This is a genomic window from Turicibacter sanguinis (genome assembly GCF_013046825.1).
GTDB classification, from domain to species: Bacteria; Bacillota_I; Bacilli_A; order MOL361; family Turicibacteraceae; genus Turicibacter; species Turicibacter sanguinis.
In genome coordinates this window covers 217501-231833 of the sequence record NZ_CP053187.1, presented here as the reverse complement: position 1 = coordinate 231833, position 14333 = coordinate 217501, and the positions used below count along the sequence as shown (strand labels likewise).

At 34.3% G+C, this 14333-nt stretch carries 15 protein-coding genes and 1 rRNA gene (1 of these 16 running past the window's edge); 13 read left to right on the top strand and 3 right to left on the bottom strand.

Annotated features, from left to right (window positions below; genetic code table 11):
• Positions 1-19 precede the first annotated feature (19 nt).
• A complete protein-coding gene (locus HLK68_RS01335) occupies positions 20-1870 on the bottom strand; it encodes a glycoside hydrolase family 13 protein (RefSeq protein WP_006784138.1) in 1851 nt (616 codons plus the stop codon).
• A 259-nt stretch (positions 1871-2129) separates the two neighbouring features.
• Between HLK68_RS01335 and yunB the strand changes: the two genes are divergently transcribed.
• From yunB to HLK68_RS01320, 3 genes are all read left to right on the top strand, one after another.
• Positions 2130-2972, top strand: a complete 843-nt coding sequence (gene yunB / locus HLK68_RS01330) for a sporulation protein YunB (RefSeq protein ID WP_006784139.1) — start codon at positions 2130-2132, stop codon at positions 2970-2972.
• Positions 2973-3082: 110 nt separating this feature from the next.
• The gene (locus HLK68_RS01325; RefSeq protein WP_006784140.1) at positions 3083-3379 is read left to right on the top strand and encodes a YutD family protein; all 297 of its coding nucleotides are present in this window, start codon (positions 3083-3085) and stop codon (positions 3377-3379) included.
• Positions 3380-3408: 29 nt separating this feature from the next.
• Complete coding sequence (locus HLK68_RS01320; RefSeq protein ID WP_006784141.1) at positions 3409-4167, top strand: TIGR01457 family HAD-type hydrolase; 759 nt, start codon at positions 3409-3411, stop codon at positions 4165-4167.
• 23 nt (positions 4168-4190) lie between these two features.
• Here the strand turns inward: HLK68_RS01320 and dapF are convergent, their stop codons facing one another.
• Complete coding sequence (dapF, locus tag HLK68_RS01315; protein ID WP_006784142.1) at positions 4191-5024, bottom strand: diaminopimelate epimerase; 834 nt, start codon at positions 5022-5024, stop codon at positions 4191-4193.
• A gap of 82 nt (positions 5025-5106) precedes the next feature.
• Between dapF and HLK68_RS01310 the strand changes: the two genes are divergently transcribed.
• On the top strand, positions 5107-5343 hold the full coding sequence (locus HLK68_RS01310; protein WP_006784143.1) for a NifU family protein: 237 nt from the start codon (positions 5107-5109) through the stop codon (positions 5341-5343).
• A gap of 58 nt (positions 5344-5401) precedes the next feature.
• On the opposite strand, the gene HLK68_RS01305 is transcribed toward HLK68_RS01310, so the two are convergent.
• Positions 5402-6322 carry a hypothetical protein gene (locus HLK68_RS01305; protein WP_006784144.1) on the bottom strand — a complete coding sequence of 307 codons (921 nt, stop codon included), beginning with the start codon at positions 6320-6322 and terminating at the stop codon, positions 5402-5404.
• 91 nt (positions 6323-6413) lie between these two features.
• Between HLK68_RS01305 and HLK68_RS01300 the strand changes: the two genes are divergently transcribed.
• The 9 genes from HLK68_RS01300 to HLK68_RS01260 all read left to right on the top strand — a co-directional run.
• Positions 6414-6917 (top strand): phosphatidylglycerophosphatase A family protein, encoded by a 504-nt coding sequence (locus HLK68_RS01300; protein ID WP_006784145.1) that lies wholly within the window; start codon positions 6414-6416, stop codon positions 6915-6917.
• Between the two features lie 28 nt (positions 6918-6945).
• Positions 6946-7410 carry a divergent PAP2 family protein gene (locus HLK68_RS01295; protein WP_006784146.1) on the top strand — a complete coding sequence of 155 codons (465 nt, stop codon included), beginning with the start codon at positions 6946-6948 and terminating at the stop codon, positions 7408-7410.
• Positions 7411-7491: 81 nt separating this feature from the next.
• Positions 7492-8481 carry an NAD(P)/FAD-dependent oxidoreductase gene (locus tag HLK68_RS01290; RefSeq protein WP_006784147.1) on the top strand — a complete coding sequence of 330 codons (990 nt, stop codon included), beginning with the start codon at positions 7492-7494 and terminating at the stop codon, positions 8479-8481.
• Between the two features lie 245 nt (positions 8482-8726).
• The gene (locus tag HLK68_RS01285; RefSeq protein ID WP_006784148.1) at positions 8727-9098 is read left to right on the top strand and encodes a CvfD/Ygs/GSP13 family RNA-binding post-transcriptional regulator; all 372 of its coding nucleotides are present in this window, start codon (positions 8727-8729) and stop codon (positions 9096-9098) included.
• A gap of 4 nt (positions 9099-9102) precedes the next feature.
• Entirely contained in the window at positions 9103-10455 is a 1353-nt protein-coding gene (locus tag HLK68_RS01280; protein ID WP_006784149.1) for a glucose-6-phosphate isomerase, read from the top strand.
• Positions 10456-10846: 391 nt separating this feature from the next.
• The gene (locus tag HLK68_RS01275; protein ID WP_055166494.1) at positions 10847-11686 is read left to right on the top strand and encodes a hypothetical protein; all 840 of its coding nucleotides are present in this window, start codon (positions 10847-10849) and stop codon (positions 11684-11686) included.
• A 425-nt stretch (positions 11687-12111) separates the two neighbouring features.
• Entirely contained in the window at positions 12112-12615 is a 504-nt protein-coding gene (gene cysE, locus HLK68_RS01270; protein WP_009606588.1) for a serine O-acetyltransferase, read from the top strand.
• An 84-nt stretch (positions 12616-12699) separates the two neighbouring features.
• Entirely contained in the window at positions 12700-13401 is a 702-nt protein-coding gene (locus HLK68_RS01265; protein WP_006784152.1) for an N-acetylmuramoyl-L-alanine amidase, read from the top strand.
• A 318-nt stretch (positions 13402-13719) separates the two neighbouring features.
• Positions 13720-14333 (top strand): 16S ribosomal RNA (locus tag HLK68_RS01260); it runs 902 nt beyond the window's last position.

The following is a 14333-nucleotide window of genomic DNA, read 5'->3' as shown; positions in this document are numbered from 1 at the left end:
TCCCCCCTAAAGCCAGTTACTATTTAACTGGCACTAATAATAGGGCAGAAAGAGGTGCTATTTTTACCCTATTTTTAATGATCATTTCCTCATCAGTCATAAGGTTACGATACATTTGATTCATCGTAGTTGGAACACTAACTGATTTTGCCTCATCTTGATTATTTAAAATCACATAGATTTCTTCGTCTTTGAAAACTTTTTTGAAGATGATCACATTCTCTTTATCATTTGTTTCAATCCACTGTAATTCATGAGAACGCATCGCCGGATAGTTTTTACGAATGCGAATTAATTGTTTTAAATAATCATACATTTCACGATCTTGTTTTTCTTCATCCCAAATCATACAACGACGGCATAGTGGATCCGCTCCACCATCTAAACCAATTTCGCCACCATAATAAATACAAGGTGAACCGGTTTGTGTCATTTGGAAGGTATAAGCTAATAACGCTTTTGCTTTATTACCTTCGCAAGTCGTTAATAAACGCGTTGTATCGTGACTATCTAGTAAATTAAAAGCCACTTCATTTACATTGTGAGCGTAGTCTGTATAAATCTTATTAATCGCTACTTTAAACTCAGATGGCTTCATTCGATCTTTTGCAATAAACTCGAGCATCGCGTCTGTTAATGGATAATTCATAACGGCATCAAATTGATCACCATTTAACCAAGGTTGAGAATCATGCCAAATCTCACCTAAGATATAGACATCATCCTTGATTTCACGAACCGCTTTTCTAAATTCACGCCAGAATGCATGATCGACTTCATTAGACACATCTAAACGCCATCCATCAATGTCAAATTCACGAACCCAATAACGCCCAACTTCTAAGAAATAATCTAACACTTCTGGATTTTCTGTATTTAACTTTGGCATATTCTCACAAAATGCGAAAGCATCATAATTTAATCCATTAGGTTGTAAAATTTCATCAAAATCTTCTTCAATTAATGGGAACTTACGAATATGGAACCAGTCTTTGTATTCTGATTTTTCACCATTTTTCACAACATCTTGCCATTGTGGGAAATTCCAACCGCAGTGATTGAAGACAGCATCTAACATAATACGAATCCCACGGGCATGTGCTAACTCAACAAATTGTTTGAATAATTCTTTTGTTCCAAATTGAGGATCAATTTCAAAGTAATCTTCCGTATCATATTTGTGAGTTGATGGTGATTTAAAAATCGGGCAGAAGTAGATTCCTGTAATTCCTAAATCCTCAATATGATCTAAGTGATCGATAATTCCTTGAATATCGCCTCCAAAGAACGTATCGTATTTTGGATCAACAGATCCCCATTCGACTACATTTTTAGGATCAATTGAAGCATCTCCATTTGCAAAACGTTCAGGGAAGATTTGATACCATACGGTTTCTTTTACCCAAGCAGGAGCATTGAAAACATCAATACCATTTAAGAATGGGAAGCAGAAGAAGTTTCCTAAGTTTTCAAAGTGTGTTTTTTCCTCAGTCATATCTGAATCTTTTGCTTTATTAGTTAAATTAACAATTTTCTTTTCCCCAAATAAAATTTGTTCTTTATCTGACTCTAAAACGAAAGCATAACGCATACGTCTAAACTCTGGGCTGACAGCCGCAATCCAATAATCAAATAATTCAGTTGATGCTTCTTTTTTCATTTCAACGGTTTTTGACATCCAACCACTAGCACCTTCAGCGTTTAAGTTTCCGCCACCACCACCAGCAACCCAGTGATAAGGATCTCCGAAAATAACCTCTGCGCGTTCTACTTCATCTTTAGCCGTACGAATACGAAGGTGAATGGTCTTTTTATCGTATGCGTAAGCATAGTTTTGTTTTGGTCGATGATAAATTGCATGATAGTTCATTAAAATTTCACTCCTTTTTATTATAAAACTGTTCAATGTTATCCCCTCAATTGAATATATATTTAATAATCATTGAATTCAGTTATTAAATCGCATCCATTTTATTGGCTACGTTTTCATTATGCCACCTTAGCAATTGAATTTCAATGAGTTTTTGAAACGTTTCACCTGTGTAACCGGTTTTCTAAATTGGAAACAATAAAATTCAGGAAGTGACAATTAACGACACAATGAACTAAGGGAGGAAAAGAAGTAAAATATGAGGCGACGTCGAAGAAGAAAACGATATTATATTAATCTAAAAAAATGGAGAAGAATAGGCATCGCGGTTTTAGTTGGATGGGGAATTTATGTTAGTTTAACCTTTATGTATCAGAATCTATATCCCGTTGTCATGACTTATGCGAAGGCTCAAACGACAAATATCGCCACCTTAATTATTAAGGAAGGCATTGCGCAAAGCGAACTCGTCAACTTCAAAATAGATGAAGTCATTAAATTTAAAGAAAATGATGAGGGACTCGTCAGTAGCATCATCGTCAATACACCTGTTTTGAATCGCTTGCTCGTTTCAACTACCCAGCAAATAGAAGAGAAATTACTGCTCGTGGAGAGTGGTGACTTAACTGAACTTGGTTTGGATGCTATCTATGGGGGACCTTATGAAGATGGCGTCTTGATTAATATTCCATGGGCGGCGGCCTTTAATTTGTCGCTGTTTCATGATATTGGTCCAAGTTTTCCGGTGAGTGTTAAGCTAAATGGAAGTACTGTAACTGACATTGTAACAGAAGTTAAACCATACGGAATCAATAATGCCTTACTTGAAATTTTATTAAAAGTAGATGTCAAATTAGAGGTCTTATTACCGTTTAAATCGGATGAAGTCACTGTCTCAGTTTCAAGTCCACTGGTATTAAAAATGATTACGGGACAAACACCACAATACTATTACATTGGAAATAGTTCGGCATCACCAATGAATCCAATTTCGGGTAGTACAGATACTTCATCTAGCAACTCAAATACGCAAACACCAGTACCAAATCCATCACCTGAACAAAGTGTAGCAGAGGGAATGGAAAACCTTTTATTAGAATAACCTAACAAAAGCCGTATTTTTAAACTGAAAAAATACGGCTTCTGACATAAAAATTAACTTTAATCATGATTTATGATAAAATAACTATTAATAGACTAGGAGGTAGTGAGGTGAAAAAAGTGAGCCGATATCGTTATAAATTAGTGAAATCCCATCTAGTGGAATTTGAAGAAGAATTATTTTATCAAAAATTAACTGAAATTTTAGAAAAATACGATGTAATTGTGGGGGATTTTTCAGGAGGCCAATTACGTTTAAAAGGCTTCTATTATAACGAGCGCAAAAATGTTCCACTGGAATTAAAATGTATCACGATTCCAGAATATTTAACAGAATATTGCGTTTATGGATGCCCCTATTATGTATTAGAAAAAATCACCGTTCAACCTGAAACTGCAACTGAATAATAAATGAGATAGACAACGAGGAAGATAGCATGTATAAAGGATATTTAATCGACTTAGATGGAACAGCTTACCGAGGATGTGAGGTCATAAACGAAACGTTACAATTTGTAAAAAAACTTCATGAAAAGCAAATTCCGTATTTATTTTTAACAAATAACAGTTCTAAAACACCAGACATGGTGGCAGACGTCTTACAAAAACATGGTTATCCTGTCACAAAAGAGCAGATTTACACACCATCTATGGCAACGGCTCAATATATTTATGAGCAAAATCCAAATGCCAAGGTTTATATGATTGGTGAAATTGGTCTTGAAACAGCTTTGCTTGAAAAAGGACTGACGTTAACATCTGAGCAACCAGACTATGTTGTTATTGGACTTGATCGTGACATTAACTATGAAAAGTATGGATTAGCTTGTCTTGGAATTCGACAAGGGGCAACCTTCATTTCAACGAATGGCGATGTTGCCATTCCAACTGAGCGTGGATTGATGCCAGGTAATGGTGCCTTAACATCTGTTATTACCGTTTCTACGGGTGTTGATCCTATTTTTATTGGGAAGCCAGAGCGTATCATCATGGAAAAAGCCCTTGAGATGATTAAGGTTCCAAGGCAAGAAGTGGCCATGATTGGTGATAACTATTTTACAGACATTTTAGCTGGAATTAATGCTAATATTCCAACCATCTATATTGAAGGGGGCGTTTCACTTCGTGAAGAAGTCATGAGTTACGACGCTAAGCCAACCCATATTTTAAAAGACCTATCAGAATTTAATATTTAAAAAAAGGCCCAAGGGCCTTTTTTTTAGTCTTCATCAAAATAAGTTCCACAGCAGACCTTCGTTGTTTTTCCTGATGCCAAAAGATGATCGTTTAAATCCCACTTAACTTCTAAAATTCCACCAGGTAAGTACACCTTGATGATTTCATTAGGAAGCACTTGTCGTCTAACAACGGCACTCGCAACCGCAGCAGCCGTATTCGTTCCACACGCGCCTGTAAAACCAGCTCCACGCTCATAAGTTGTTAATTTTAATTCGTGATCATTTATGACAGTTAACATTCCAACATTGACATCGTAACGCTTTGATAAGCGCCCCATTTCCTCGTAAAAGGTATGATGATCTTCATCCGTGTATATAATAAAATGAGGATTTCCCATCGAAATCATATCCACCATCCAAATGCCGAATGATGTTTCAATTTCTTTACAATACTTTGTGACATCACTTTTAAGGCTCAGTGGTTCATAAGGTTCAGTTAACATATGTGCAAGTCCTAAGTCTACTGTGATGACATCTTTATCATGTGTTAACGTGGAAATATTAGCATCTGTTTCGACTAAGATTTGATCTTGATTAAAACGGTCAATTTCCATTAAATATCGACCTATGAGCCGTAATCCATTTCCGCATGTTTTAGCTCTAGATCCATCTTTATTATAAATCATCATTTTTACATCTGCTATATCAGAGGGGGTTAAAATGATGATACCGTCCGATAAAATTCCGGTACTTGCATCCGTTATTTTAAGTGCTAATTGTGACCAGTCCATATTACTTTTAGGTTGTTCTAGCAGGTTGATAATGAGGTAGTTATTACCTAGTGTAGATAGCTTAGTAAAAAAAAAGGTAGCCAAATTGATTCCTCCTTAAGTATATCTGTTTACTTTTTCACTTACCCGTTTTATAATTTAACTAATTCATAATGAGGTGATAGCAGTGAACGAAACAGAAAAACAAATCGTTGAGATTCTTGAAAAGTTAAGACCCTATTTACAACGTGATGGTGGCGATGTTGAATACATTAAATTTGAAGATGGAATCGTTTATGTTCGAATGCTAGGAGCATGTGTTGGATGTGCTTCAATGGATTCAACATTAAAAGATGGAATTGAGCAAATTTTATTAGAAGAAGTTCCTGGTGTTATCGGCGTTGAAAATGTAGATGAATTTTAATTCAATATAAAAAAGAGGTCCTCTATTATTCTTATTCAATAGGGGCCTCTTTTTTACATTAATTTGAATATTTTGCTTCACGTTGCACCCATTCTGGTACCCTTAGTTCGATGAGTGTACTTTGGTAAACCTCATAAGGAAGTTGATAGAGAAGTTTACTATATTGCATGGCTTGCTCATATAAGGCCGGAACATCAATTTCTTCATCGGCTCTTAGGTTATACAGGGCGTCATAAAACTGAGTCGGAAAATAAAGCCGTGCATAAAGAAGTTGCCATTCTTCTTTAGTCAATGGATTAACCTGATTTATAATTTGAACAAAGGTACGAACTTGATTCAAATCGAGATTCATTAAGTAAAGATGACGAATATATTCGCAATAGCATCTTGCCTTATTATCAAGTGTCACTAACTGTGGAGAAAAAAATTCATATTTATAGGTTGTCGGTGTGAGACGCATATGGCAAAGCGAAACCAAATATTCTGTTGTTGCGATTTCATTTATAAAAGTATAAGCTTGCTCATTTAAATGAATATAATACGTAGCTAAATCAAAAAATAAAGAGCGATTCTCAGGTGGTAGCTGATCAATTAAAACATTTAGTTGTTCTTCATGAAGTTGTGTTTTGGCTAACCACCTTTGCTTTAATTCGCTCGCTAATGGATAGGGTTTAGGATAAATGACAGGAATATTCAATGTTTTAATATCGACATATTCATGTAAGGGTGTCATAGATTCTAAGACATAGTAATGCTGATTTTCAAATAGAACAGTCGTTGTATTTTCTTTAGAGAGTAGCACACGTTGAGTTGAACTATATTGTAAAAGTTGTAGAAGATGGAAAAAAACTGTATTCTTCTCTTTTCCAACTGATATAATATATATATATCGGTCACCAAAGTTTGTATAATAGATATCATTCAACTGTTCTAAATGATCGATATGGAGTTGATAGTACCAATTAATTAGCTCCTTCATTCGAATCATCCTCTAATTTTAAGATAGGTATCTAATCTATATCTATGCTAGTGTGATATATAAATATGATAATTGAAGGGATGAAAATAAAATGGATCAAAAACAATTAACAGATTTAACTATTCAAAGAATTAAAGATAGAGGCGTTACATTAGAACAAATTGCAGAGCTTACACACTTTTTACAAGTCTCTTACTGTAAAGAATTAACATTAGAAGAATGTCTTGAAAATGTTAAGGCTGTTTTAGGAAAACGTGAAGTTCAAAACGCTGTTTTAACAGGAATTCGTCTAGATGAATTAGCAGAGATGAAATTATTAGAAGGACCGCTACAAGAAATGGTTGATACAGATTACTCCTTGTACGGAATTGATGAAATTTTAGCCTTCTCTATTTTAAATGTCTATGGTTCAATTGGTTTTACTAATTATGGATATATTGATAAATTAAAACCAGGTATTTTAGGAGAAATTGATGCTAAGGGAAAAGGTGAAGGATGTTGTCAAACATTTATGGATGATTTAATAGGAGCGATTGCAGCGGCAGCGGCTAGTCGTATCGCGCATCGTCGGGTAGGAAAAGCTGAAGTTGAATAATCAATTGATTTAGAGGGGAGAGATTATTGTGTGGTTCAATTATGCACTCGAAGCAGCCATATTAGCTAATTTATTGGCACAAATCGTCAAAGTACCAATTCGTGTTCTTACGAAAAAAGAATGGAGTCCACGCTTATTAATCTCAACAGGTGGTATGCCAAGTTCACATTCAGCATTTGTGTCTGCCTTAGCAACGGCAGTTGGAGTGACAGACGGTATACATTCCACAACATTTGCTATCTCATTTTGTTTTGCAGCTGTGGTTATTTTTGATGCCATGGGAATTCGTCGCCATGCGGGTCAACATGCTGCTATGTTAAATCAGTTATTAGATGATTTAATGAAAAATGGTGATTTTTCAATTTTTCAAAATCCAAGTTACCAAAAAAGATTCAAAGAGTTACTGGGACATGAGCCTCTTGAAACATTTGCGGGAACATTATTTGGGATTTTTATTGCTTTTGTATACGCTATGATGATAGGTATTATTTAATAAAATAATTTGTATAAAAGTTGTTTGTGACACAACTTTTAGTTATAATTTAAGTACGATTTTAAAAGAGAGGTGAATCAGATGGCAGAACAAATTTTTGATTTAACAATTATCGGTGGAGGACCGGTTGGAATTTATGGAGCCTTTTATGCTGGGATGCATGGAATGAGCATTAAAATTATAGATGCACTTCCTGAGCTTGGGGGGCAATTAGCGGCATTATATCCTGAAAAATACATCTATGATTTACCAGGTCATCCTAAAATTAAAGCAGGAGAAATGGTAGAACAATTATTAACTCAGATGAATCAATACCAAGATAAAATTGATATTGTAACAAACACGACAGTAGAAACAGTTGAAAAATTAGAAGATGGAACATTTAAAATTTGTACGAATCAAGAGTGCCATTATTCACGCTCTGTGATTATCACAGCTGGAAACGGAGCCTTTACACCACGTCAATTAGATGTACCAAATGCAGATGATTTTAATAATATTCATTATTTTGTTTCAAGTATGGATCGTTTTAAAGGGAAAGATGTCATCATTTTTGGTGGTGGCGATTCGGCAGTAGATTGGGCCTTAATGCTTGAGGGTGTTGCAAAAACAGTAAAAATTGTACACCGTCGTGATGATTTTAGAGCCCATGCTGCTAGTGTTGATCGATTAAAATCATCTACGGTTGAGATTTTAACGCCATATGTTGCAAAAAGTTTACTAGGTGAAAATAATCAAGTAACTGCTGTTGAGTTAACAAACTTGACAACAAATGCAACAGAAAAAGTAAATGCAAATGAAGTCATTGTTTTATTTGGATTTATTTCGTCACTTGGACCAATTAAAGATTGGGATTTAGAACTTGATAAAAATGCTTTATGTGTTAATCATCGTCAGCAGACAAGTGTTTCAGGAATTTATGCAGCGGGAGATGCTTGTACGTTCGATGGAAAAATTAAAATGATTACCACTGGATTTGGCGAAATGGTAGTTGCTATTAATGCTGCTATCCAATATGCTTATCCAGAAAAAGTTCATCGTCATAAACATAGCTCAGCTCTTGTTAAATAAAAAAAACGTCCGATTGGACGTTTTTTTTATTTAATTAGATGATAGGGGTGATAGACAAAAAATTAATAATCATTCAAATTATTATCAATATATAAGATTTTTTGAATGTTGTCATGGGTTAGTAGAGATTTTTAATTTTATTGAATATTTTTTTGTCCTTTTCATTTAAAAAATTTCACAAAGCGATTTTCTGGAAAAAAGTTTATGATATAATGTAAGGGTATGTATGAACTGAGGTGTAAATGATGAAAATCAAGGAAGGGAGTATCGTACGAGGAAAAGTTACAGGTATCCAGCCTTATGGAGCGTTCGTTCAATTGAGTGAAGATTGTAATGGTTTAATTCATATCTCGGAGTTGTCGGACGGATATGTTAAAGATATTCGTGATTTTGTTCATATTGGGGAATTTATTGATGTAAAAGTTCTTAAATTTAATTCTGAATCTTTACAAGCACGATTAAGTTTAAGAGGTGTTGCTAATAATAATTACCGGTATAATCGTATGAAGGCATCTGACTTTGAGACATCAAATGGATTTGCACCACTAGCACAACAATTACCCATTTGGATTCGAGATTCACTCGAGAAAATTGCAAGGGTTAACAAGGAGGATTAGCACAATGGGAAAATTCTTATCATTTAACTATGAAAATGCATCTTCATTCGTTGCATCACATGAATTAGAATATGCAAAAGAATTAGTACAAGTATTACACAATCGTATTCATGAACAAACAGGTGCAGGAAATGATTTTTTAGGATGGGTTGACTTACCTGAAAATTATGATAAAGATGAGTTTGCTCGTATTCAACAAGCAGCAGCTAAAATTCAATCTGATTCAGATGTTTTATTAGTTATCGGAATCGGTGGATCTTACCTTGGAGCGCGCGCTGCAATTGAAGCATTAAACAACCATTTCTATAATTTACAAAATAAAGAAGAACGTAAAGCTCCACAAATCATTTTTGTTGGACATCATATTTCTTCAACGTATGTTCAAGAGTTAGTGGATTACTTACAAGATAAAACTTTCTCAATTAATGTTATTTCTAAATCTGGTACAACAACTGAACCTGCTATCGCTTTCCGCGTATTTAAAAAATTATTAATTGAAAAAGTTGGACGTGAAGAAGCAAATAAGCGTATTTACGCAACAACTGATGCAGCTAAAGGTGCTTTAAAAACTTTAGCGACGAGCGAAGGATATGAGTCATTCATCGTTCCAGATAATGTTGGTGGACGTTTCTCAGTTTTAACAGCTGTAGGTTTATTACCAATTGCTGTAAGTGGTGTTAACATTGAAGAAATGATGCGTGGAGCAAATGATGCGCGTGTTGAATATGCTAATCCAAATTTAGCTGAAAATGAAGCATATCAATATGCTGTTATTCGTAATGCATTATACTCAAAAGGTAAAACAATTGAGATGTTAATTAACTATGAACCATCATTATTATACTTCAATGAATGGTGGAAACAATTATTCGGAGAATCTGAAGGTAAAGATCAAAAAGGTATTTTCCCTGCTGCAGCGTCATTCTCAACAGATTTACATTCAATGGGACAATATATTCAAGAAGGACGTCGCGATATCTTTGAAACAGTTATCAATGTTGCTAAGCCGAAATTTGAAGTAACACTTGAAGCTGAAGAAACAGATTTAGATGGATTAAACTATTTATCAGGAAAAACAATCGACTTCGTTAATAAAAAAGCATTCCAAGGAACATTATTAGCTCATGTTGATGGTGGAGTTCCAAATTTAATTGTTGATGTTCCTGAATTATCAGCATATAGTTTTGGATACTTAGTTTACTTCTTTGAAAAAGCTTGTGCAATGAGTGGATATATCTTAGGTGTTAATCCATTTGATCAACCAGGAGTAGAAGCGTACAAGAAAAATATGTTTGCTTTACTCGGAAAACCAGGTAACGAAGAATTAAAAGCTCAGTTAGAAGCTCGTTTAAAATAATCAAACTTTCAAACTTAGGGGTCATGTTATCCCTAAGTTTTTTTTGTCTTTATAAGCTCCTATAAGTAGAAAGTTTTATTGGATTACCTCATAAGTGATGCAAAGCCACTAATTCGCAAATGAAAGGCGTACGCAGAAATTTTTTATAGTCACTCTAGATATTGAAGTGATGAAATAACCAAAATTGGGATTTAGTAGCTAGGTTAGTAATGGTTTTGATATAATGTAAAACGTCTGTTTATAAATTATAAGAAAAAACCATATTATAAATAAAAGCGTAAAATGAGGATGAATAAGTTAGGTTTTCAAATGTTGAATTCTAATTCAAACATTGTTATAATTCCAACAATAGCGTATTTTGTCGATTTTTTTAGAGAAGGGAGAGATATACATGGTAGATCCAACAACATTAACAAAAGATGAGTTAATTTCGAATTTATGGTTAACTGATGAAATTATGAGCGAAATAGAGATTATCAAAGATGAAATCGAGAAAAAAAGGGTTTCACTTGAATCCACTATCCAATCAACAGAACAAGAATATTTGAAAACTGTTAAAGAAAACTATACGAAAAGTGAATTATATCAAGCACATCAAACCTATGATGATTTAATTGATCGTATGAAACATTTAAAAGGGATTGTAATTTTGATTGATTTAATTATTTGCATCTTGTTGGGATATTTATTTATTATGCAAGATGTAAAATTAATGTACGTCATGTTATTTTGGATTACTGTTCCTATACTGGTATACCTAATTTATGATCAAATTATCAAATATTATTTGAAAGCCAAAAAACCAAAACCATTATCGACTTTAGATGAGGTTATAGCGGAAGTTAAAACGAGTACGGAATATCTTCACATTTCTGATTCATTAATCGCAAAACATATCAAACAAGAAATGAAACAGTTAGAACTAAAAATCCAACAACTTGAAGTTTTATTAGATGAAAAAACAGTTCTTCCAGACATTTATAGAGTGCGTGCGAAAGACGTTGTTTGGTATCTAGAAAATCAGAGAGCGGATAATTTAAAAGAAGCGTTAGCTGCTTTAGTAGATTCAGATCATCGTGAACAAGTGAAGCAAATGATAGAACAACAAAATCATGAGATTGAAAAATTAAATGAAGTGACTGAAAAGTTAATAAAAGATAATCAAAAGTTAAAGCAACAAGTAGAACAACAATATCAACAAATTATTGAACTATCAAATCGTAAAAAATAGAAGCTATAAAACAGTGATACAAACGACATTATTTATGTGAATAATACCGTTTGTATCATTTTTTTATTATTGATTATTGTATGTAAAATATCTGAACATTTAGAGAAAGTTTAAAATAGGAATTGAGAAGGTGACCTTTCCAAATAAGCAGATATCTATGAGTGAAATTTATTTTGAAACTTTGAGGTTTTAAGTAATTCGTACACCTATTTTTCATAGTTTATTTTTAAACATCATCATTTTGAAAACTGAAAAGAGAATTATCTTTAAAGGGACGTAATCTAAATTAGCTTATTTCTTTTTATATAAAGATTATAAAATAATATAACGTTTGTTATCCAGATTAGAACAGAACGTATTTTTATTTTAGGCATAAGATAATAATAGATTATGGTATCTTCTTAAGCATAGGAGGGATAGAAAGTATGAGGGAGTATTTTCAGTCAATTAAGAAGCGAGATCCAGCGGCAAGAAACATTTTGCAAATTATTTTGACTTATCCGGGTGTTCATGCAGTTTTTTGGTATCGAATTGCTCATTTCATATATACGCATCACTTTAAATTAGTAGCGGAATGGATTATGTTTTGTGTAAGATGTACGATAAACATTGAGATTCATCCAGCTGCAATAATTGGAAAAAGATTGTTTATTGATCATGGAACGGGCGTGGTAATTGGAGCTACAAGTATAATTGGAAATGACGTGACAATGTATCATGGAGTAACATTAGGAGGAGTCGGACGAGGAGGGATTAATGGAAAAAGGCATCCAACGGTTGAAGATGGTGTAACAATTGGGGCAGGTGCTAAAATTTTAGGTGATATTACATTAGGAGAAGGATGTATTATAGGAGCGAATGCTGTTGTGTTAAAAGATGTACCACCTTATTCGACTTCAGTTGGAATTCCAAGTGTTATCAAAAAATAGGAATAAACAGCTAAATTTGATCTTTGTATTATATTTTAAAAAAAGTCCTCATAGAATTTTAAAAAAATAGTAAAGGTGATGAGGATGAAGAAAAGTATTTTACTAATGCTCTTTATACTAGTTTTATTTCTAAGTTTTATTCCAGTCATAATGGGGAAGTATAATAGTGATATTGATGGAGGAAGTGAAGGGAAACTAACCATTATTTTGGATGCGGGACATGGTGGGAAAGATGGAGGAGCATTGTCTGCTAGCGGTATAGTTGAAAAAGAAATTGTACTATCTGTTACAAAAAAGGTCGAAGACTATTTGAAATTGCAAGGATTTAATGTTATTCTAACCAGAGATGGAGATTATGATTTGGCTGCTACCGATGCTAAGAAGCGTAAGCAACAAGATTTGAATAAAAGAGTTCAAATTATGAATGAAAATTCAAATGCCATTGCTATTTCAATTCATGCTAATGCTATTACAAATAGTAAGTGGACTGGGGCTCAAACCTTTTATGATCCGAAAAAGGTTGAAAATAAAAAATTGGCAACTGCCATTATGATGAGTATGAAGTCTAATTTAGAAGGAACAACGACTCGTGAACCAAAATCAATTTCGAGTTTATTTATTTTAAAAAACTCAAATATTCCTACTGCATTAGTAGAGATTGGGTTCCTTTCTAATCCTGAAGAGGCGGATTTGCTGAATACTGAAAGTTATCAAGATCAAATTGCCTATTCCATTTATGAAGGAATATTATATTATATTGATAATCCTAATATGATTGTTGAGTAGTGAATAGATTTATTAAAGATTTGGTTAAACCAAGTCTTTTTTTATTTGTAATAGAATAAATAAAAAAAAACAAAAATGTATTTGACATGTTTCGACAGATATGTTAATATTAAGAAGTCGTCAGGGATGACAACTTGAAATCGAAAGAATTCGAAAAAAACTTCAAAAAAGTGTTTGACAGAAAGAGTTAAACATGATAAGATAATTAAGTCGCTAAAACAAGTGACAAAGAAGTTCTTTGAAAACTAAACAGAACGTCAACAAACATTACTTTAAGAAAATAAGTTTCTTAAAAGAAGCTTAGGATATAAACAAACTATTATGGAGAGTTTGATCCTGGCTCAGGATGAACGCTGGCGGCGTGCCTAATACATGCAAGTCGAGCGAACCACTTCGGTGGTGAGCGGCGAACGGGTGAGTAACACGTAGGTTATCTGCCCATCAGACGGGGACAACGATTGGAAACGATCGCTAATACCGGATAGGACGAAAGTTTAAAGGTGCTTCGGCACCACTGATGGATGAGCCTGCGGCGCATTAGCTAGTTGGTAGGGTAAAGGCCTACCAAGGCGACGATGCGTAGCCGACCTGAGAGGGTGAACGGCCACACTGGGACTGAGACACGGCCCAGACTCCTACGGGAGGCAGCAGTAGGGAATCTTCGGCAATGGGCGAAAGCCTGACCGAGCAACGCCGCGTGAATGATGAAGGCCTTCGGGTTGTAAAATTCTGTTATAAGGGAAGAATGGCTCTAGTAGGAAATGGCTAGAGTGTGACGGTACCTTATGAGAAAGCCACGGCTAACTACGTGCCAGCAGCCGCGGTAATACGTAGGTGGCGAGCGTTATCCGGAATTATTGGGCGTAAAGAGCGCGCAGGTGGTTGATTAAGTCTGATGTGAAAGCCCACGGCTTAACCGTGGAGGGTCATTG